Here is a 20525-nt window from a genome sequence, read left to right as displayed (position 1 = left end):
GTCGAGCAAGCTCGACCGCTAATGGACGGGTGTCCTGGCACGGAAAAAGAGAATATTTTCTCCAGATTTCCTAAAGATTTCCGGACCGTCGGATAATTCCTCCGCTACCACGTTGACATTGCCTGGGCGGGCTTGTATTGTTCCTGACTTGAGCCGGCTGTGATATGGAGTATCGCCGGTTTGAGGCATTGTTGCTCACGCGAACGAATGGAAGGCCGGCAGGGACGCCCCCGGATCGGGGTAACACGGTGTACGCAATCAACCGATGCAATCGGATATCGCGGGCCTGCATGCTTGCCATAGCGGTCATGCTGGGGTTCTGCAGCCATGCCCAGGCCCAGAACGGTCGCGACAAGGTCATCGACGTGCGCGTCGAGGGCAACCGGCGCATGACGGCCGAGGCGGTGCTGGCACACGTCAAGACCGGTCTGGGGCAACCGTACAGCGACGACCTGGTCCGCAGCGACAAGCAAGCGCTGCTGGAGACGGGGCAGTTCACTTCGGTCGTGGCTACCAAGACGCAAACCGACCGCGGCGTGATCGTGACGTATATCGTCCAGGAGCGTCCGCTGGTCTCGCGCGTGCAGATCGTCGGCAACAAGGAGTTTACCGAAGAGCAGCTCACCGGCGTGCTTCCGTTCGGGGCCTCGGCTCCGCTCAACGTCGCCTCGGTACAGGCCGGTCAGGAAGCGATGCTGAACAAGTATCGCTCCAGCGGCTACTACTTCGCCAGCGTAACGGTGGATCACGCGGCATTGGAGAAGGAAAAACGGGCCGTTTACAAGATCGTCGAAGGTCCGCGCGTCACGATCAACAAGGTCGAGTTCGTCGGCAACGAGCATTACTCGGGGCTGATCCTCGGTCAGAAGATCTCGACGCGCAAGCGCTTTTGGCCGATCTTCCCGGGCTTTCTGGACACCGACCAGCTCGCCCAGGACGTAACGGCTCTTAGAAATTTCTACCGCGACGAGGGATTCCTGGACGCCGAAGCCGGACGCGAGCTCGAGTTCTCGTTCGACAAGACCCAGGTCGCCGTCCGGTTCATCATGAAGGAAGGCCCGCGCTACCGCGTCAACGAGGTGATCTTCAAGGGCAACACCGTCATCTCCAACGAGCAGTTGGCCGGGCGGATCTCCCTCAGCCAGGGCTCGTTCTTCACCGCCGAGAGGCTCAAGCAGTCCGTCCAGAACGTCCAGGACACCTACGGCGAGGTGGGCTACATCGAGGCCCAGGTGCGGGCCAGCCGCCAGTTCCTGGCCCCGACGGCGCCGGTCCCGGCCTGGGCGATGGGCATCGACGAGGGCGCCGCCAAGCCCGCCGTCCTCAACGTCGTCTTCACCATCGTCGAGAAAGACCAGTACCGCATCGGGCAGATCAACATCCGCGGCAACAACATCACCCAGGGACGCATCATCCGCCGCGAGCTGCGATTCTTCCCCGAGCAGATTTTCAACAGCACAGCCGTCAAGGAATCGAAGAACCGCCTGGAAGAGACGCGGCTGTTCGAGAAGGTTGAGATCGAGCCCGTCGCCACCAACGTCAAGGGCGTCAAAGACACCAACATCGTCGTCAAGGAAGGGCGCACGGCGCAGTTCCTGGTGGGCGTGGGCGTCAGCACCAACGCCGGGCTGCTGGGCAACATTTCCTTCACGCAGCGAAACTTCGACCTCTTCGCCCCGGCCAAGGGGTTCCGCGGCGCCGGCCAAACGTTGAGCATCGTGGCCGAGCCGGGCACGGAGATGATGCGGTTCTACGTCGACTGGTTCGAGCCGTACCTCTTCGACCAGCCCTACTCGCTGGGCGCCCGCATGTTCGCCTGGACGCGCCAACGCGAGGATTGGGACGAGACGCGCGTCGGCGGGCTCATGACGCTGGGGCACAAGTTCATCGGACACTGGTTCGGACAGGTGGCGGCTCGCATCGAGGCCGTCGACATCTCCGACGTCAGCACCGACGTCTCGCGGGAAATTCGCGACGAGGAGGGCTGGCATTCGCTGGTGGGCATCAAGCCGACGCTGATTCGCGACCGGACAGACAGCCGCTGGCTGCCCTCCAAGGGCGACCGCCTGGAAGTGAGCTACGAACAGGTCTTCGGAACCAGCACGTTCGGAAAGCTCGAAGGCGAGTATCACTACTATCACACGCTGGCCACCGACGCGCTGGACCGCAAGCACATTCTGGCCAGCCGCGTTTCGGCCGGGCAGATCCTTGGCGACGCGCCGTTCTTCGAGCGGTACTACGGCGGCGGCATCGGGTCGATCCGCGGGTTCAAGTACCGCGGGATCAGCCCGCGCGGCAGCAACGGCGACGACCCCATCGGCGGCGACTTCATGTTCTTCGCCGGCACGGAATATTCCTTCCCGATCGTCGGCAAAAACCTGCGAGGCGTGGTGTTCCTCGACACCGGAACCGTCACCTCGGATTTCGGGTTCTCGGACTACCGCGCGTCGATCGGCACCGGGCTGCGATGGGTCGTCCCGATGCTCGGGCCGGTGCCCCTGAGCCTGGACGTGGCCTTCCCCATCCTCAAGGGTGACGACGATGACACTCAGATTCTCAGCTTTAGCGTGGGCGCGACGTTCTGATCGCAGCGCCCCGCCCACCCTGCGACAGTGAGGTGCTTGATGAAACGATTCCCTCTGATGCTGATGATCGTGGCGGCCCTGGCGGCGGTCGGCTTCCTCCTGGGCAGCCTCAACGCCCAGCAGGGCGCCGCAACGCCCCTGACGCGCGTGGCGGTGTGCGACGTCAGCACCGTCTTCGCCCACTACGAGCGGGCCAGGAAAGAATCCACCAAGATGGAGGAGCGACGCCAGGCGGTCGAGGCGCAGCGGAAGGCCCGCACCGCCAAGATCGACACCCTCAAGACCGAGTACGAGTCCTTCGCGGCCGACAGCCCCGAGGCGGAAAAAGCCTTCGGCGTTTACCAGAAGGAGTCCGTCGAGCTTCAGGCGTGGCTGCAGTTCCAGGACAACCTCGTCACCCGAACGCACGCCTCGCTGACGCGGTCGATGTATGAGGACGTCAACAAGGCCGTCGCCGCCGTGGCCAAGGCGCGCGGCATCGACCTGGTCCTGCACCGCGAAGGCGACCCGCCCAAGACCCAGACCACCGCCCAGATCCTCCAGATCATGCGAGAGCGAAAGGTCCTGTACAACAGCGCCGCCATCGACCTGACCGATAGCGTCGTGAAGTACCTCAACGAGTCCTACGCCCGCAGCGCCCAGCCCTGACGAGCCCGATATGGCTACACTGGAAATGACCGTCGCCGCCCTGGCCGAGCTCGTCGGCGGAACCCTCGCCGGCGATGGCAGCCGAACCATCCGCTCCATCGCTTCCATCGCCGCCGCCGGGGACGGCGACCTCACCTTCGCCATCAACGACAAGCACGCCGCCTCGCTGGTCAACAGCAAGGCCGCCGCCGCACTGGTCACCAAACCCATGGACGGCCTTGCCATGCCGCTGGTGGTGGTGCCCAACGTCGAAGAGGCCATGGCCGTGCTGCTGGGCTCGTTGGCCACGCCGGCAGACCTTCCCCCGGTCGGCGTAGACGAAAGTGCCGTGATAGCGCCCGACGCGGTGGTCTCGCCCGAGGCGGCCATCGGGCCTTTCGTAGTCGTCGGCGCGCGGGCGGTGATCGCCGGCGGCGCGGTGCTCTGCGCCCACGTCTGCGTCGAACGCGACGCTCAAGTGGGCCAAGGCGCCCTGCTGGAACACGGCGTCGTGGTGATGCACGAGTGCGTCATCGGGCGCGACGTTCGCATCGGGGCCAACAGCGTCATCGGGCGGGCGGGCTTTGGATACTATCTCAAAGACGGCCGTCACGTGCCCATCCCGCACGCTGGTAACGTCGTGATCGAGGACGACGTGCATATCGGTCCGCTGTGCAACGTCGACCGGGCGAAGTTCGGCAGCACGGTGATCGCCCGCGGCGCTCGCATCGACAGCCAGGTGCTCATCGCCCACAACGTGCGCGTCGGGGCCGGGTGCATCCTCTGCGGGCACTGCGGCGTCGCCGGCAGCGCCGAGCTGGGACAGTACGTGGTGCTGGCCGGGAACGTCGGCGTCAAGGACCACGTGCGCGTCGGCAACGGCGTGCAGTGCGCCGCCTTTGCCGCCATCGCCTCCGACATCGCGGACGGCGAGATCGTCTCGGGCATACCCGCCCAGCAGATCAAAGAGAATTTTCGCCAGGTGCTGGCGATGAAAAAGTTGCCCGACCTGGTCAAGCGCGTCGGGCAGATCGAGACGAGGCTGGACACCCGTGAGGCGCCAAAGAACGATTGATCATCCCGCCGTGGTGGAAGGGGCCGCGCTGTTCAGCGGGGTCGCCTCCACGCTGACTTTCCTGCCGGCCCCTGAGAACACGGGCGTCATCTTCGTGCGCCGCGGGGACCATGGCGCGGTTCAGATTCCCGCGGTCATCGAGAACCTGCTGGCTCAGCCGCGGCGGACCTCGCTGTCGGCAGGCGATGCGCAGGTGCAGACGGTCGAGCACGTGCTGGCCGCCGCCGCCGGGCTGGGGATCGACAATCTGATCATCGAGGCCTCGGCGGACGAGACCCCCGCGCCGGATTCCTCGGCGGCCCCCTACACCGCCGCCTTGGCGGGCGCGGGGCTGGTCGAGCAGCAGGCGCCGCTCGATGCGTTCGTGGTCTCGCAGCCGCTGACCGTGACGCAGGGCTCCGCCAGCCTGACCGCCCTGCCCGGCTCGCCGGACTGCCTGGACATCCTCTTCGATATGGACTACGGGCCGATCTGCCCGGCCATCGGGCGACAGGTGTACGGTTTCCGCGTCGACCAGGACGATTTCGCCGCCCAACTCGCCCCCGCACGCACCTTTCTGCTGCGCGCCGAGGCCGACCAGATGCTCGCCGCCGGCGTCGGTAAGCACCTCTCGCCGCGCGACGTGGTGGTCGTCGGGCCCGACGGACCTATCGACAACACGCTGCGCTTCAGCGACGAACTGGTCCGCCATAAGGTCGCCGACCTCATCGGCGACATGGCCCTGCTGGGAAGGCCTTTGCGGGGACGCCTGGTCGCCAGCCGCAGCGGGCACAGCCTCAACCATGCCCTCGTCCGCAAGCTGCGCGAGGAGATCGTCCACCAGGCCACCGCCGCCAAGCTGGTCGGGCAGCCCGCGATGGACATCCGGGCCGTGATGAAGCTGCTGCCCCACCGCTACCCGTTTCTGATGATCGACCGGGTGCTTGAACTCGACGGAAACCGCCGCGCCGTCGCGATCAAGAACGTCACCATCAATGAACCGTTCTTCCAGGGGCACTACCCCAACCAGCCCATCATGCCCGGCGTGCTGTTGCTGGAGGCGATGGCCCAGCTTTCGGGCATCCTGCTCTGCCGCCAGGTCGAAAGCGCCGGAAAGATGGCCGTGCTGCTGAGCCTCGACGCCGTCAAGATGCGCCGCGCCGTGCGCCCGGGCGACCAGCTTCTCATCGAAGCCGAAAGCCTCCACGTGCGCCCCCGAACCGGCCACTGCCGCTGCAAGATCACTGTCGCCGGCGAACTGGCCTGCGAAGCCGAAATCAAGTTCATGCTCATCGACGCCCAACCGGTGTGATCTTGCGATTTCTGTTAGCGCTTGCTCCGCGCGTAAGCAGGAAAGATCACCTCGGCGACTTGCAGTCCCCCGGAGACTCGCCCCCCGGAGCTATAATCCCTCTCTTGTTCCCGGGGGCGGATTGGTGTCTACTGTAGTGCGTCTATGCCCAATATCTCTCCCAAAACCATTGTCGAGGACGGCGCTCAGATCGCCGACGACGCGCACATCGGGCCGTTTTGCACCATCGGCCGGCAGGTGATTATCGGTCCGGGATGCGTCATTGAGAACAATACGGCTATTTCGGGCATGTCGATCCTGGCTCAGCGTTGCCGCGTGGGGCCTCAATGCGTGATCGGGGCCACCGAGGACGGCGCCCGCGCAGGCGGACTGTGCTACATCGGCGACGATACGGTGCTTCGCGAGCACGCCGTGGTCTGCGGCGGGTTTGAGCGTGCCACGCGGATCGGGCAGGACAATCTGCTGATGGTCGGCTGCCGCGTCGGCGCGGGGGCGACAATCGACGACCACGGCATCTTCGCCAACGCCACGCAGTTCGGCGAGCGCTGCCACGTCGAGTCGTACGTTCGCACCAGCGGGTTCGCCCTCATCGGCGAGGGCGTGCGGGTCGGCGCGTATGCGTTCGTGGCCGCCTTCGTGCAGGTGGTCCGCGACGCGCCGCCGTTCGTCATGCTGCAGGGCATGCCCCTGCGCGTGCGGGGCATCAACACCAACAATCTCGAACGCTGCGGCTTCGAGGCCGAAGACATCCGCGCCCTCAAGGCGGCCGTTCGCGAACTTTACGCCGCCGACGGCACGGCGCCCGAGGCGGCCGTGCTCGAGCGGATGCTCGCCGCGGCAGACCTGAACCCCCACGTTCGGCGACTGGCCGAGGCGCTGGCGGGCGCCGAGCCTCCCGCAGGCAACCATGGATAACCTGGCCGTCATGCGCGAGATCGCCCCGTCGGCGCAGATCGCCGCCGGCGCCGTGATCGGCCCATTCTGCGTGGTCGGGCCTAACGCCGTGGTGGGTCCGCGGACGCGGCTAGGGTCTCGCACCACCGTCAGCGGCTGCACCACCATCGGCAGCGACAATGACATCGCCGAGGGCTGCGTGCTGGGCGGACCGCCGCAGGACCTCAAGTACGCCGGCGGGCCCACGCGGTTGATCGTCGGCCATCGCAACCGCCTGGGGCGGTTCGTCACGGTGCATACGGGCACGGAGTTCGGCGGGTACCTGACGCGCATCGGCAGCGACAATGTGCTGCATGACGGCTGCCACGTCGCCCATGACTGCTATGTCGACGACCGGACGGTTCTGGGCGCCGACGTGCTGCTGGCCGGGCACATCCACATCTGCAGCGGCGCAGTCGTCGAGCAGCGCTGCGGCGTGCATCATTATGTCACCGTCGGGTCGCACGCCCGCGTGAGGCGCTGCACCCCGGTGCGGCGCGACGTGCCGCCTTTTGCCGTCTTCGCGGCGGACAATTACGACTGGCAAGGCTCCCCCGCCGTCGTCGGCGCCCACGACGAAGGCATCCGCGCCGCCAAGCTCGGCCATTGGGAAGAGTCCGAACTGCGCGAGGCGCTGCGAGATCTGTTCGAAGACGAAGCTGCGCTACAGACAAAGATCGAGCAACTCGTTAATATTGGGGTCGAAGGAGCGGCCGCCGAGTTGTGCCGCTTCTGCCTTCGGAGCCTGCAGGGCCTTTACGGGCGCTGCCGCGAGTCGTATCGCGGCACGGCCCCGCCCGAGGCGCTGCAGTACCTGCCGCCTGAGTTGCAGGCCGTTATCAGGAGAACGCAATCGTGAGTGTTCGTATTGCCGTTGTCGGGTGTGGACGCATGGGCAAGCTGCACGCCCGAGTCATCAGCGAAACCCCGGAAGCCGTCCTGGCCTGCGTGGTCGACTCCAACGCCGCGGCCGCCAACGCCCTGGGCAAACAGCGCAACTGCCCGGCCCTGACCGACGCGGCCGAAGCGGTCAAGATCGCCGACGCGGCGATTATCGCCGTGCCAACCTCCGCCCACCTGGCGGCGGCGCGTCCGTTCCTGGAGGCGGGCAAGTCGGTGCTCATCGAGAAGCCCCTGGCGCTGGACCCCGCCGAGGGCGAGGAGATGATCGCCCTGGCCAAAAAGAGCGGCGCCAAGATGCAGGTCGGGCACACCGAGCGGTTCAACCCGGCTGTCGTGGCCATGCGGAAGCACACCATCAAGCCCAAGTTCATCGAGGCCCACCGCATCAGCCCCTTCACGTTCCGCTCGGCAGACGTGGGCGTCGTGCTGGACATGATGATCCATGACATCGACCTGGTGCTGATGGTGGCCGGCACCGACGAGGTCGACACGGTGCATGCGGTCGGCGTCAACGTCATCGGCGCCCATGAAGACATCTGCAACGCGCGGCTGATCTTCGCCAACGGATGCGTCGCCAACATCACCGCCAGCCGGCTGGCCATCAAGACCGAACGCAAGATGCGCATCTTCTCCGAAGAAGCCTACCTCTCGGTCGACTACGCCAAGAAGGTCGGCATCGTCATCGAGAAGTCCAAGAACCTTGACCTGATCCAGATGGCCCGCGACCTCGACGTCGAAGACGTCGCCGAACTGGCCCAGCAGGTCGACTACACCAAGCTGCTGACGGTCGAAGAGCTCGTCGTCGACGACTCGACCGAACCGCTGGCCAGCCAGGCCAAATCGTTCTGCCGCACCGTCGCCGGACAGGCCCCCCCGCAGGTCTCGGCCGAAGAAGGACTCGCCGCCATCCGCGTGGCCAAACGCATCGTCGAGTCGATCAAGAGTTACAAGTGGGACGGTCCCAATTCCCAGCGCCAGGGACTGGATATCATCCGGAAGGACTAGCCCGAAGGTTTGAAGCCGGCTTCTACTTCTTGCTGAAGTACGCGCGGGCCGCGTAGTCCAGGGCCATCTGCATGAACTCGGCCTTCTGAACGATCGTGGCGTCTTTGAGCAGCGAGCGGAAGTACTCTTCGGTAGCCGCCTCAAACTGCTGCTCGCGCAGCTTGTTGTCGATCTGCTCCTGGGCGTCGACGAACTCCATCGTCCTGGCCGGCTCGATCCGGCGGCACTTGACGAGATAGAACGCTTCGTCGGTCTCGATGGGCCCGGCGATATGGTTAACGGCGAGCTTGAACGCCGCCTCTTCGACCTTGCGCTCTTTGAAGTTGCCCTCGGTCATGAGGTCCCACGTCCCCCCCGAGGCCGCGCGCGTGTCCTTGGAATATCGCTTGGCCGCGTCGGCAAAATCGCCGCCGATGGCGATCTCGTGGGCGGCCGCGGCGATGTCGCGCCGGGCCCGCTCCTTGGCCGCCTGCACCGCGGCGGCGGTGGCTCGCGGGTCCAGGCCTGTCGTCCAGGGAATGCAGATGGTCTGCATCTGCACTTTCCGGGGCGTGCGGAATTCGTTTTTGTGCGACTGGTAGTGACTCCACAGCATCTTCTGCGTGATGTTGATCGCCGCGGTGAAGCGGCTGCGCAGGTAAAGGCGGATGGTCAGCTGGCGCCGCTGCTCGGCCAGCACGTCTTTCAACTCGGCGCCCTGGGCGAGGACTTCCTCCTCAAGCTTCTTCTTGCTGCCCTGCCCGAGCGTGGCGATCATGTCGCGCAGCGTGTCGTCCATTTCGGCGTCGATGTGGGCTTTCTGCTCGTCAGTGAGGCGGTTCTTGGCCTCGCCCAGCACGAGCTGCTGCGTGACCTGGTGGCGAATCTCGTCTTCAATGAACTTGACCGCCCGCCCTCGAAACTCCGCTTCGCCCAGACCCGACGGCAGGCGCTTCATGTGCGGACCAATGCCCCGCATGACGTCATCGATCGTCACGAACTTGTCGTTGACCTGGACCATCGAGGCGGCCACCACTTCATTGCTGATGACCCGCCCGGGCTGGCTGGCCGAGGCGCCCGTCGTCGTCGCCGGCTGCGTCTGAGGAACCACCAGCGTCTCGCCGATGTCGATCGATTCCAGCTCGAGGCTCTTGGGGCGGCTGTCCGCTTTACCGATGGCCGGCGCGTCGTCGTCGGGCACGTTGGCAAACGCCGGTCGGTCGGCGTCCGTGCGGAGAACCGGTTCGGCCGGAAGCGGTTGATCGAAGGGCCTGGCCCCCTGCCCCGCCGGGCGGGTGGCGGCCGTTCCCGCCGGACTCGTGTCGCCGGGCATGACCATGCCGTCGGAGGGTCTAAGCACCGCCTGGTGATGCGGCGGCGTGACGGGCGTCTCGTCCTGCCGCGCCCCGCCCCAGTTCGGCCACGACGAGGGCATCTCGCAGCCGCTGACGGCGGCCAAGGCCAATAGCAGGATGTTTCTGGCGGTTCTCACGAGCAATATATGATACCCAAAACAGGTCCTCGATCCTAGGTCCTAGATCCTAAGAGGAGGGAGGATTCGCTTGATCTTTGCGGTATCTGGAGAACACGCGGAGCAAGCTCCCCCGCTAACGGGAAGTACCGTGGGAATGGATCAGAAACCCCAGGATCTAGGACCGAGGATCTAGGATCTGTTTCTTTCCCCCCAACCGCCGTACCAGGGCCCGCAGGAGCGAGCGTTCTTCCAGGTACGCCGGCGGCGGACGCCAGTAGACGGTATGGTCGTCGACGACGCGGACGGAACCTTGCGCCCCCTTCATCGCCGGCTGAAAGACCTTCATGTCCCGGATGGTGAAAACGATATCCTTGTCGCGGCGGATGATGCTCTCGATCTTGAGCCGCTGGGCGTGCAGGCGAATCTCAACGGCCGCCAGCAGTGCCTCGACCGCCGCGGGCGGTCGGCCATACGCGTCGCCGAGGTCCCGCGTCAACTGTTCGAGCTCGGCCACCTCTGCGCAGCGGGCCATGCGGCGATAGACCTCCATTCGCTGGCGGTCGGCGGCGATGTACGACCGCGGGATCAGCGCCTCGACGCCCAGCTCAACGTGTACCGTCGGCGGCTGCGGCGGGGACTCACCCCGCATCTGCCGCACGGCCTGTTCGAGCAGTTGGCAGTACAGCTCGTACCCCACGGCGGCGATGTGCCCGCTCTGCTGGGGGCCCAGGATGTTGCCCGCGCCGCGAATCTCCAGATCGCGCATGGCAATCTGGAAGCCGGCGCCCAGGTCCGAGAAGTCTTCGATGGCCTTGAGCCGCTTGGCGGCCACGGGCGAGAGCGAGCGGTGCTCGGGCAGCAGCAGGTAGCAGTACGCGCGGTGTTTGTATCGCCCGACGCGCCCGCGGAGCTGGTGGAGCTCGGAGAGGCCGAAGCGGTCGGCGTTGTGGATGATGATCGTGTTGGCGCTGGGAATGTCCAGGCCCGACTCGATGATCGTCGTGCAAACCAGCACGTCGATCTCCTGGCGGACGAACTTGAGCATGGCCTCTTCGAGCTCGGCGCCGCTCATCTGCCCGTGGGCGATGCAGATGCGGGCGTCGGGCACGAGCTGGCCGATGCGATGCGCCAGCGGACCGATGTCCTGCACCCGATTATGCACGAAGAACACCTGCCCGTGGCGGTTGAGCTCGCGCGTGATGGCGAAGCGGATGAGGTTCTCGTCGTACTGGCAGACCTCCGTGTGGATCGCCCGGCGGTCCATCGGAGCGGTCGACAGCGAGCTGATGTCGCGCAGGCCCAGCAGCGCCATGTGCAGCGTTCGCGGGATGGGGGTGGCTGTCATCGTCAGCACGTCCAGCGTGGTCCGCACGCTCTTGAGCTGATCCTTGTGCTCGACGCCGAACCGCTGCTCCTCGTCGATGACCACCAGCCCCAGGTCCGCAAAGCGGATATCTTTGGACAGCAGGCGGTGCGTGCCGATGAGGATGTCGATCTGCCGCAGCGCCAGCCGCTTGACGATGTCGTTCTGCTCAGAGCCGGTGCGGAAGCGGCTGATCACATCCACGCTGATGGGATAGTCCGCCAAGCGCTCGCGGAAGGTGTTGTAGTGCTGATCGGCCAGCACAGTCGTCGGCACGAGCACCGCGACCTGCTTGCCGGCCTCGACAGCCTTGAATGCGGCGCGCATCGCCAGTTCGGTCTTGCCGAATCCCACATCGCCGCAGAGCAGGCGGTCCATCGGACGGGGGGCGGCCATGTCGCGATGGATGTCGTCCATGCTGGTGAGCTGGTCTTCGGTCTCGGTGTAGATGAACTCGCCGGCGAACTGCTCCTGCATCTCGGTGGCGGCTGGGTATGACACGCCGGGGCTGGCGGCGCGCATCGCCTGGATGCGCAGCATCTCGGCGGCCAGGTCCGCCACCGCCTCGCCGACGCGGGCCTTCTGGCGGCTCCACGACGCCCCGCCGAGCTTGGAGAGCGTGGGCTTCTTGCCTCGCGAGCCGATGTACTTCTGCACCAGGTTGATCTGGGCGGCCGGCACGTGCAGCACGGCCTTGTCCGCGAACTCCAGTCGCAGGTACTCCTCGGCGCGCCCATCGCGCTGGAGCTTTTGAAGGCCCTGGAACTTCGCGATCCCGTGCGCCACGTGTACGACGTGGTCGCCGGTCTGCAGGTCCAGCAGCGAATCGATCGGCCGGCCGGTTCGCACCGCGGCGATGCGCCGCCGCACCGCGTAGCGGTGGAAGATCTCGTGATGGCCGACCACCGCGAGCCTTTGCGCGGGCCAGTGGAACCCCGTTTGCACGTGGCCGATGCCCGTGTGAACTTTTGCTGCAAGGTCCGGATGCTCCGCCGCGAGCATCTGAGCGAAGTGCTTCTGCTCAGCCGCATTCTCGCAATAGACGAACAGGTCGGCGGCCTTGGCGATCTGGCCCAGTTCCGCCATCGCCTCGGGCACGTTGGTCGACAATCGCTGCAGCGAGCGGGCGCCCAGTTCGAATAAGTTGGGACGCTTACCACTTTTCCCCAACACCGAAGAACTCTTGTCAACGCAAGGTTCATTCTGCCCCGATGGCTCATCCTGTTGGATGGATGAAAAGTCGTGAGCGTCCCAACTTATTCCGCCGCGCGGGCGGAAGGGGTGCATGTCCAGCCGGCACAGCCGCCCCATGGCCGCCGTCAGCACGTCAGGATGATGCAGCGCGTCGGGAGCGTGGGCGGCCGCCTCGTCACTCCGCACACGGTCGTAGATCTCGGCCGCCACGTCAAGCACTTCAGACGGATCGAGCATGCAGATGATGGCATCGCCCGGCAGATAGTCCAACAGGTGCGTCGTCAATAAGTTGGGACGCTTACCACTTTTTTGCTCCTCCGCATGTGTCGCCCGAGCGCCATTATCATTGTTGCTGGAGCCCGAAAAGTGGTGAGCGTCCCAACTTATTCCCGCCAAGTCGTAGCCGGCGATCTGGTCGCTGCTGCGCAGGCTGTCCAGGTCGAAACGCCGGACCGACTCGACTTCATCGCCGAAGAACTCCACGCGAATGGCGTATGGCGAGCCCGGCGGGAAGATGTCCACAATACCGCCGCGCCGGGCGAACTCGGCCTGCTGGTCGACCTGATCGACGCGATCGTAACCGGCCTCGACGAGCCACGCCGCCAGCGCCTCGGGGTCGAGCGTCGTGCCCTTGCGAAGCTCCAACCGGCTGGCGGCAAGGGCGGCCGGCGTCGGCACCGGCTGCAGCAGCGCCATCACCGGCGCGACGATGTACTGGACCGGTTCGTCGCGCAGCTCCGAAGCTTGGCTAAGCAGATTGCACAGCCGCAGGCGCTCGCCGGTCACTTCGGCACTGACGGCGGCGACGCGCTGCGACGGACCCAACTCGACATCCCACGGTGGGAAAATAGGGACTGTCACGTTGTCTGTGACTGTCCCGCCTTTCCCGCCCGGGCGCGGCGAGGCGTTTTGGACTGTCCCCGCTGTTTCAGTCCCACCCGGCCGGAGAAATACCTCCAGGTCGTCAGCCACGCCGTCGGCGGCGTCCATGTGCGGAGTAATGAACAGCACGCACCGGCCGGTGATTCGTCCGACGGCCGCGGCCACGAGAGCGGCGGCTGAACCCCACACGCCCGAGAGATGCACCGCCGCGCCGGGAGTAAGGGCTCGGGCGGCATTTCGGAGAGTCGGGTTGTCCAGTACGCGATTCAGCATCGAGCAAAGCGCAAGCGGCGGTCCTATGGAGTGCGGCAGCCCTAGCTGCCGCTTTTGGAGTTGTCCAGCCACAGAAAAGCTTCTAAAGCGGCAGCTACGGCTGCCGCACTCCATAGGCGCAGCGTTACAAGCCGGCGGAACGCGTAATCCCGCCTGCGTGTCTCTCAGAGTCCCTGGTTGTACATACCATCATCTTATATACGTCAGTAACCTGCCGGATGGCGGCTGTGCCACCGCCAGGCGTCCTGCACGATCGTCTCCAGGGCGGGGTATTGCGGCTTCCAGCCAAGTTCCGCCATCGCCGCGGCGCTTGAGGCCACCAGGCGCGACGGGTCGCCGGGGCGGCGCGGGCTGACGAGAGCGGCGATGGGTTTGCCCGTCACGCGCCGGCAGGTGTCGATCACCTGCTTGACAGAGAAGCCTTCGCCGTTACCCAGGTTGTAGACTTTCACTGCGCCGCCCTCGATGGCGCCGGCGGCCAGCACGTGCGCGGCCGCAAGGTCGCAGACGTGGATATAGTCGCGGATGCACGTGCCGTCGGGCGTGTCGTAGTCGTCGCCGAAGATGCCGATCTGCTCGCGCCGCCCCAGGGCCGTCTGCAGCACCAGCGGGATCAGGTGTGTTTCGCTGCGGTGGGCCTCGCCAATGTCGCCGGCGGGGTCGGCCCCGGCCACATTGAAATACCGCAGCGCCACGAAGCCCATCCCATACGCAGCCGCGTAGCCCTGCAGCATCAACTCGACGCAGAGCTTGCTGGCCCCGTACGGATTGATCGGGCGCAGCGGGTCGCTCTCGACGATCGGCACGCGGTCGGGCGTCCCGTACACAGCGGCCGTCGAGCTGAACACCAGGCGATTGACGTCGCAGTCGCGCATCGCCTCCAGCAGCGTCAGCCCGATGAGCGTGTTGTTCTGAAAATACTTGCCCGGATTGCCCACCGATTCGCCCGCCTCGATGAACGCCGCAAGGTGGATGACCGCCTCGACGCGGTGCTCGCGCATCGCGCGGCGCAGGGCCGCTCCATCGGCGATATCGGCCTCGATCAGCGTCTCGCCCGCCACGGCAGCGGCGTTTCCGTTGACAAGATTGTCGACGATGACGCAGGCATGGCCGGCAGTTTTGAGGGCCCGCAATACATGTGAGCCGATGTATCCGGCTCCGCCTGTCAGCAGAACATTCATATCTCGCCGGTCCTCTTTGCGTGCTCGATCTTCTTTTCAATAGCGGTGGGTTCTTCAACCTTCGCCTGGGTGCTGGAGACCTGTGCGGTGGCGCAGAGTTTGAGGGCCTCTTCCACGGGCATGTCGACGGCTTCGAGGTGGTCCTGGGGCACAAAGACCGTCATGCCGCCGAACATGTAGCTGAAGGGCAGGTACACGGCGACCTTGTTGCCCCCGTCGGGGCCGGCGCCGGCGGGTTTCTCGTTGGTCAGCACGCCCAGGGCGGTCATCTCCGTCCCCGGCACGCGCCAGCGGACCACGCGCCCCATGCGTTCAGAGCCTCGCCCGAAAAGCTTGAGCAGGTCGCGCACCGACTCGTAGATGGTCTTGATGCCCGGAACGCGCGTCAGCAACTGGTCCAGGCGCGACAGCAGGGCGTTGAACATGTAGAAGTGCGTCAGCAGCCCGACGAGGTACACCAGCACGATGACCACGCCGGCCCCCACGCCCGGCAGCAGGATGATGCCCGGAAAGATCTTCGGCAGCAGCGTTCGGCCCATGCCTTCCAGCCAGGCCCCCAACGACCAGACCACCCACGCCGTCGCCGCCAGCGGCGCCACCACCACCACCCCGGCCAACAGGATTCTCAGTTGCCTCTGCATTGCTCACTCCCTGTCCATACCCAAGTCTTTACTCGGATTGCGAGCATTGTATTGCGGCAAGCCACAGGCTGAAACAAGCGATTTCGGATTTGAGGTCGTTGATAGCCGCTGAGGTCGCTGAGGAAATGAGAAGAAGAACCCCCGCACTGCGAGGCAAATCTTTCGTCCTCGTCCTCGTCCTCGTCCTCGTCGTCGGTTTCTTCTTCATTGCTGTTGGTTTGGGCTTTATGTTCTTCTTCCTCAGCGTCCTCAGCGACCTCAGCGGCTATAGCCAGGACCCCGGGGCGTACGCGAAATCCAAAATCCGCAATTCCGGGCTTGCTCGCCGCAGCGCATCCGTTATATTGGACTGTTCCCTAACACTGCTGTGGAGAGCACTAATGCCCGTTTCAAAGCCACAAGATATTCGTAATGTCGCGTTGCTGGGACACGGCGGGGCCGGCAAGACCACTCTGGCCGAAGCCATGCTCCATGCCGCCAAGGTCACCGGCCGCCTCGGCACGGTCGACGACGGCACGACGCACCTCGACTTCACCGACATCGAGAAAGAGCGCAAGCACTCGGTAGACCCGGCCGTGGCGTATCTCGATCATGCCGGCAAAACGCTCAACATCGTCGACGCCCCGGGCTACCCGGACTTTATCGGCGGGGCCATCAGCGCCGCCAGCGGCAGCGACATCGCCGTCATCGTGATCTCGGCGTCGGCCGGCATTGAAGTCAACACCCGCCGCATGTTCAAGCTGGCCAAAGAAGCCGGCATGCCCATCGCCATGGTCATCAACAAGATCGACGCCGAAAACGTCGACCTTCCGCGGCTGATGGAAGCCATCACCGAGACCTTCGGCGGCCAGTGCAAGCCCATGAACCTCCCCGCCGGCGGCGGCAAGCAGATTATCGACTGCTTTGTGAATGACAAGGGCGCCTCCGACCTGGGCGACGTGGCCGACTTCCGCACAAAGTTGATGGAAGACATCATCGAAGTCGACGAGCAGCTTATGGAAGCCTACCTCGGCGGCGAGCAGATCCCCCCCGAGAAGCTCGCCACCGCCCTGGTGACGGCGATGGTCCAGCACGCGGTCATGCCGATCCTCTTCACGGCCGCCAAGGATGAAATCGGCGTGGCGGCGTTCATGGACGCTGTGGCCAATTTCTTCCCCTCGCCCGCCGACGTCAAGGGTCTGCCCGTCCGCAGCGGTCCAGAGGCCGACGCGCCGGAAGTGCCCTTCGCCGCCGATGCGTCCAAGCCGCTGATCGCCCACACCTTCAAGATCACCACCGACCCGTTCGTGGGCAAGCTGGCGTGGATCCGCGTGCTCCAGGGCACCATGACGCCCGAATCGCTCTACCACCTCCGCGACGACAAGAAGACTGCCAAGGTCTCCCACCTGTACAAGCTGCAGGGCAAGGCCACCGTCGACGTCCCCAAGGCCGTGGCCGGCGACCTGATCGCCCTGGCCAAGGTCGAAGACATCGGCACCGGCGACGTGCTGCACGCCGACCCCGCGCCGATGTATCGCGGCCTCATGCCCTCGCCCACGCCGATGTACTCGCTGGCCGTGACGCCCAAGAGCCGCGGCGACGAGCAGAAGATCTCCGGCTCGCTGCACAAGCTGGCCGAGGAAGACCACACCTTCGTCTACCACCGCGATAACCAGACCAACGAAATGGTCATCTCCGGCATCGGCGACCTGCACCTGCGCATCATGCTGAGCAAGATGAAGCAGCGGTTCGACCTGGCCGTAGACACCAAGCCGCCCAAGATCCCCTATCTCGAAACCGTCACCGGCAAAGCCGAAGGCCACCACCGCCACAAGAAGCAGACCGGCGGGTCGGGCCAGTTCGGCGAGGTGTACTTGCGCATCGAGCCGATGGAGCGCGGGACAGGCTTCGAGTTCGTCAACGACCTTTTCGGCGAGTCGATCCCGCGCCAGTACCTGCCCGCCATCGAAAAAGGCGTGCGCGACGTGCTCGAGGCCGGCCCCATCGCCGGATTCCCGCTGCGCGACGTGCGCGTGTCCGTCTACGACGGCAAGTACCATCCAGTGGACTCCAAGGAAATCGCGTTCCGCACGGCCGGCAAGTACGCCTTCATCGATGCGATCGAAAAGGCCAAGCCCGCCCTGCTCGAGCCGTTTGTGAACATGGAAATTTCGATCCCCGCCAACTACATGGGCGACATCGCCAGCGACCTGTCGGGCCGCCGCGGACGCATCCTCGGGCAGGATATGCTGCCGGGCAACATGTGCGTCGTCAAGGCCCAGGCGCCGCTGGCCGAAGTGCTCCAGTACAACAGCCAGCTCCGCTCCGTCACCGGCGGGCAGGGCAGCTACACCATGGAACTGAGCCACTACGAACCGGTCCCCGGAAACGTTCAGGCCCAGATCGCCGCCGCCGCAAAGGCCGCAAAGGAAGAAGACAAAGAAAAATAACATCGAGGATGGATGAGTGGATGAACGGATGTACTGCCATCCCTGCAACCATCCAATCATTCATCCATCCGTTTTTTGGCCTTGCGTTTTTACGGCCGGCCGCTAAACTGGGCGATTCTGCTGAACGAATTACAGACGATAGGAATATACGATGCCTCGCCAATGCCCCATGACTGGAAAGAAAACCCGCACCGGGCGAACCTACACCCGACGCGGTAAAGCGAAATATCTCGGCGGCGTCGGCCGCAAGGTCACTGGAAAGACCAAGCGCACCTTCAAGGCCAACATCCAGCGCGTCCGTGCAGTCGTCGACGGCAAGGTGACGCGCATCAATGTGGCCGCCAAGGCCATCCGCATGGGCCTGATCGTCAAGCCCCCCGTCCGCGACTACACGCCCGAAGCGTAAGAAGCGCCGCCACAACAAACGCGAAGGTCCCGGCGCTGGCATCCCCGCCGGCGCCGCGGACCTCTTCAGTCTCGATTGAGCTTCTTCATGACGACTTGCCTGCCGCGGCTGGCATAATGCACTTCGTCCATGTAGGCGTGCATGAGCATGATTCCGCGCCCGGTGGGTTTTTCGAGATTCTCATCGGCGGTGGGGTCGGGCACGCCGGCGGGGTCGAACCCCTGCCCCTGATCGGTAATGGTGATCTGAATCTGCTTGCGGTTTCCGACGAACTCCACCTCGACGTGCTTGTCCGGATCGTGGCGGTTTCCGTGGTGGATGGCGTTGACGAGCCCCTCCTCCAAGGCCAGGCGAATGGCGAAGCTCAGCCGCTCGCTGTACCCGAGGCGGGCGACGGCATCCATGATGCTGCGCCCGATATCTCTGGCGGCCTTAACGTCCGACGGTATGGTCCAGTGGTCTTTCAATATCCCACTTGCCCTCGTGGTCACAGGTTCCGGCCTGTGTGCCCCTGATCTCACGCAGCCTGGGAAAGGCCGCGTTCACCTATTATTTCAGCGAGTCGACCGCCTCCTGCCGCGAGGCGCTGATCTGGAAGATCTCGTTCAGCCGCGTGATGACGAAGATCTCGTAGATCGCCGGCTGAATGTTGCACAGTCGCAGTTCACCCTTGCGTTCTCGGACGCGTTTGTTGAGGGTGATCAACACGCCCAGGGCGCTGCTGGACATGTGGGCGACATTGACGAAGTCCAGCACCATGCGCGGCGTGGTCGCCGCAACGGCCAGGGCGTTCAACTGCTCGCCGATCTGCATGATGTTGACCTCGTCGAGAATCTTGCGATCGGTCAACACGACGACCGTGACGTCGCCGTCCTTCGTTACGCTCAGCCGGGGGCTCACTTCCCGCATGTCCAACTCCTTGGGTTGCGTCGAATCCTACGTATCCCAGACCATCGTGTCAACCTTGCCGCAAGCTCAGGTCACGGCCAGGATGATGTTGACGATCAGGCTCACCGCCAGAGCCGCCAAAGCGATTATCAGGTACACCAGCAGATTGTTGGGCGCGGCGACCTCGACGGTCTTTTCGGCCGCGGCGTCCTCCCGCTGGTCCAGGGCGGTCAGCAGGTCGGCGTCGATCTGCTTGCGGGCCTGGAGCGGGGCTTCGCCCGCGGCGATGGCTTCCAGGTCCAGCAGCAAGTCGGTTGTTGAGGCATAGCGTCGTTTGCGGTCCTTGGCCATCATGACCTCGACGACCTCGCCGATGCCGGCAGAGAGGCCCGCATTGATGTGGTCGGGAGGAATCAGGTCTTCCTTCAGGTGCTTCTGCATGACGGCCAGGGGCGTGGGGGCTTCAAAGGGGACCTGCCCGGTCAGCAGGTGGTAGAGGGTGGCGCCGAGGGAGTAGATGTCGGCGCGGAAGTCGATATTGGCCTCGCCGCGGATCTGCTCGGGGCTGATGTAATACGGCGTGCCAAAGGCCCTTCCGGCTTCCTCGACGGCGATTTTCTCATCGGCGGCCTGGCGGGCCAGTCCCATGTCGGCCAGCTTGCACGTACCGTCTGGGGTGACCATGATATTCTTGGGCTTGACGTCGCGGTGAATGAGCCCCTGCTTGTGCGCGTGCTCCAGCGCGCGGGCGATCTGGATGATGACCTTGAGCGCTTCGGCTTCGGAGAAGACCTTGCCCGAGGCCAGCTCGTCCCACAGGGTGTGCCCCTCGACGTACTCCATGACGAAGTAGTGATATCCGGCGTTCTCGCCGACGTCGAAGGCCTGGACGATGTTGGGGTGGTTGAGGCGGGCGGCGGCTTTGCCCTCGCGATAGAACCGCTCGACGTATTCGGCGTTCTCGGAGAGCTTGCGGGGCAGCACCTTGACGGCCACCATGCGGTCGAGGCTGAGCTGCTTGGCCCGGAAGACGGTCGCCATCGCCCCGGCGCCGAGTTTATCGAGCAACTGGTAGCCGGGGATCTGCTGGCGGCGCCGGTCTTCGATGCTCTGCTTGAGGCGGTCAATCTGGCGGCGCGTGACGACGCCCTCGTTGATCAGCACGTCGGCCAACGTCATATTTTTGTCAGACGTCTGGCGGCTGAGGCAATGCTGCAGTTCCTCCGTCGTCGCCAGATTCCGCTCGACCACCAACCGGCTCAGTTCGGTGTCCATGGAACCATCGGACCGGCCTTTATCGCCGTGCTGCGTCATAATCACACTTTCCCGGACATGCTCAGGCGGGTCGCGCCATCCTGGCGGAAACCGCGCCGGAGACTCAAAAGGAAAAGGCTCA

16 protein-coding genes are annotated in these 20525 nt (G+C 64.8%); 9 read left to right on the top strand and 7 right to left on the bottom strand.

Annotated elements, in window-relative coordinates:
• Nucleotides 1-290 precede the first annotated feature (290 nt).
• From bamA to ABFD92_14805, 7 genes are all read left to right on the top strand, one after another.
• Nucleotides 291-2585, top strand: a complete 2295-nt coding sequence (gene bamA / locus ABFD92_14835) for an outer membrane protein assembly factor BamA (GenBank protein ID MEN6505813.1) — start codon at nt 291-293, stop codon at nt 2583-2585.
• A gap of 39 nt (nt 2586-2624) precedes the next feature.
• Complete coding sequence (locus ABFD92_14830) at nt 2625-3233, top strand: OmpH family outer membrane protein (GenBank protein ID MEN6505812.1); 609 nt, start codon at nt 2625-2627, stop codon at nt 3231-3233.
• Nucleotides 3234-3243: 10 nt separating this feature from the next.
• Nucleotides 3244-4287 (top strand): UDP-3-O-(3-hydroxymyristoyl)glucosamine N-acyltransferase, encoded by a 1044-nt coding sequence (gene lpxD / locus ABFD92_14825; protein ID MEN6505811.1) that lies wholly within the window; start codon nt 3244-3246, stop codon nt 4285-4287.
• Nucleotides 4265-5578, top strand: coding sequence for a UDP-3-O-acyl-N-acetylglucosamine deacetylase (gene lpxC, locus ABFD92_14820; GenBank protein ID MEN6505810.1), 1314 nt, complete (start codon nt 4265-4267; stop codon nt 5576-5578). Before lpxD ends, lpxC begins: the two co-directional genes overlap by 23 nt.
• A gap of 144 nt (nt 5579-5722) precedes the next feature.
• Nucleotides 5723-6493, top strand: coding sequence for a hypothetical protein (locus tag ABFD92_14815; GenBank protein MEN6505809.1), 771 nt, complete (start codon nt 5723-5725; stop codon nt 6491-6493).
• Entirely contained in the window at nt 6486-7370 is an 885-nt protein-coding gene (locus ABFD92_14810) for a hypothetical protein (GenBank protein ID MEN6505808.1), read from the top strand. The genes ABFD92_14815 and ABFD92_14810 overlap by 8 nt, the downstream gene beginning before the upstream one ends.
• A complete protein-coding gene (locus tag ABFD92_14805; protein ID MEN6505807.1) occupies nt 7367-8419 on the top strand; it encodes a Gfo/Idh/MocA family oxidoreductase in 1053 nt (350 codons plus the stop codon). Before ABFD92_14810 ends, ABFD92_14805 begins: the two co-directional genes overlap by 4 nt.
• Nucleotides 8420-8441: 22 nt before the next feature.
• On the opposite strand, the gene ABFD92_14800 is transcribed toward ABFD92_14805, so the two are convergent.
• The 4 genes from ABFD92_14800 to ABFD92_14785 all read right to left on the bottom strand — a co-directional run bounded on the left by ABFD92_14800 (nt 8442) and on the right by ABFD92_14785 (nt 15406).
• Entirely contained in the window at nt 8442-9890 is a 1449-nt protein-coding gene (locus tag ABFD92_14800) for a peptidyl-prolyl cis-trans isomerase (protein ID MEN6505806.1), read from the bottom strand.
• A 157-nt stretch (nt 9891-10047) separates the two neighbouring features.
• Nucleotides 10048-13584 carry a transcription-repair coupling factor gene (mfd, locus tag ABFD92_14795; protein MEN6505805.1) on the bottom strand — a complete coding sequence of 1179 codons (3537 nt, stop codon included), beginning with the start codon at nt 13582-13584 and terminating at the stop codon, nt 10048-10050.
• A gap of 203 nt (nt 13585-13787) precedes the next feature.
• On the bottom strand, nt 13788-14765 hold the full coding sequence (gene galE, locus ABFD92_14790; protein MEN6505804.1) for a UDP-glucose 4-epimerase GalE: 978 nt from the start codon (nt 14763-14765) through the stop codon (nt 13788-13790).
• Nucleotides 14762-15406, bottom strand: coding sequence for a DUF502 domain-containing protein (locus ABFD92_14785; GenBank protein MEN6505803.1), 645 nt, complete (start codon nt 15404-15406; stop codon nt 14762-14764). Before ABFD92_14785 ends, galE begins: the two co-directional genes overlap by 4 nt.
• A 380-nt stretch (nt 15407-15786) precedes the next feature.
• Here ABFD92_14785 and fusA point away from each other — a divergent pair, with 380 nt between their 5' ends.
• Both fusA and rpmB read left to right on the top strand, forming a co-directional pair.
• The gene (gene fusA, locus ABFD92_14780) at nt 15787-17835 is read left to right on the top strand and encodes an elongation factor G (protein ID MEN6505802.1); all 2049 of its coding nucleotides are present in this window, start codon (nt 15787-15789) and stop codon (nt 17833-17835) included.
• Between the two features lie 151 nt (nt 17836-17986).
• Nucleotides 17987-18241 carry a 50S ribosomal protein L28 gene (rpmB, locus tag ABFD92_14775; protein ID MEN6505801.1) on the top strand — a complete coding sequence of 85 codons (255 nt, stop codon included), beginning with the start codon at nt 17987-17989 and terminating at the stop codon, nt 18239-18241.
• 65 nt (nt 18242-18306) lie between these two features.
• On the opposite strand, the gene ABFD92_14770 is transcribed toward rpmB, so the two are convergent.
• The 3 genes from ABFD92_14770 to ABFD92_14760 form a co-directional block, all read right to left on the bottom strand.
• On the bottom strand, nt 18307-18732 hold the full coding sequence (locus tag ABFD92_14770; GenBank protein ID MEN6505800.1) for an ATP-binding protein: 426 nt from the start codon (nt 18730-18732) through the stop codon (nt 18307-18309).
• Between the two features lie 58 nt (nt 18733-18790).
• The gene (locus ABFD92_14765; GenBank protein ID MEN6505799.1) at nt 18791-19150 is read right to left on the bottom strand and encodes an STAS domain-containing protein; all 360 of its coding nucleotides are present in this window, start codon (nt 19148-19150) and stop codon (nt 18791-18793) included.
• 66 nt (nt 19151-19216) lie between these two features.
• Nucleotides 19217-20404: a serine/threonine-protein kinase gene (locus tag ABFD92_14760; GenBank protein MEN6505798.1), complete on the bottom strand. Its 1188-nt coding sequence runs from the start codon at nt 20402-20404 to the stop codon at nt 19217-19219.
• Nucleotides 20405-20525 lie beyond the last annotated feature (121 nt).

This window comes from Planctomycetaceae bacterium (assembly GCA_039680605.1).
Taxonomy (GTDB): Bacteria; Planctomycetota; Phycisphaerae; order SM23-33; family SM23-33; genus JAJFUU01.
Note: the sequence above shows the minus strand (reverse complement) of the source record. Positions and strands in the feature narration are given on the sequence as shown.

Coding starts and splice junctions, on each gene's coding strand:
- fusA (MEN6505802.1), top strand. CDS start 15,787: ATGCCCGTTTCAAAGCCACAAGATATTCGTAATGTCGCGTTGCTGGGA.
- ABFD92_14830 (MEN6505812.1), top strand. CDS start 2,625: ATGAAACGATTCCCTCTGATGCTGATGATCGTGGCGGCCCTGGCGGCG.
- ABFD92_14815 (MEN6505809.1), top strand. CDS start 5,723: ATGCCCAATATCTCTCCCAAAACCATTGTCGAGGACGGCGCTCAGATC.
- bamA (MEN6505813.1), top strand. CDS start 291: ATGCTTGCCATAGCGGTCATGCTGGGGTTCTGCAGCCATGCCCAGGCC.
- lpxD (MEN6505811.1), top strand. CDS start 3,244: ATGGCTACACTGGAAATGACCGTCGCCGCCCTGGCCGAGCTCGTCGGC.
- galE (MEN6505804.1), bottom strand. CDS start 14,765: ATGAATGTTCTGCTGACAGGCGGAGCCGGATACATCGGCTCACATGTA.
- ABFD92_14765 (MEN6505799.1), bottom strand. CDS start 19,150: ATGCGGGAAGTGAGCCCCCGGCTGAGCGTAACGAAGGACGGCGACGTC.
- rpmB (MEN6505801.1), top strand. CDS start 17,987: ATGCCTCGCCAATGCCCCATGACTGGAAAGAAAACCCGCACCGGGCGA.
- ABFD92_14760 (MEN6505798.1), bottom strand. CDS start 20,404: ATGGACACCGAACTGAGCCGGTTGGTGGTCGAGCGGAATCTGGCGACG.
- ABFD92_14810 (MEN6505808.1), top strand. CDS start 6,486: ATGGATAACCTGGCCGTCATGCGCGAGATCGCCCCGTCGGCGCAGATC.
- ABFD92_14785 (MEN6505803.1), bottom strand. CDS start 15,406: ATGCAGAGGCAACTGAGAATCCTGTTGGCCGGGGTGGTGGTGGTGGCG.
- mfd (MEN6505805.1), bottom strand. CDS start 13,584: ATGCTGAATCGCGTACTGGACAACCCGACTCTCCGAAATGCCGCCCGA.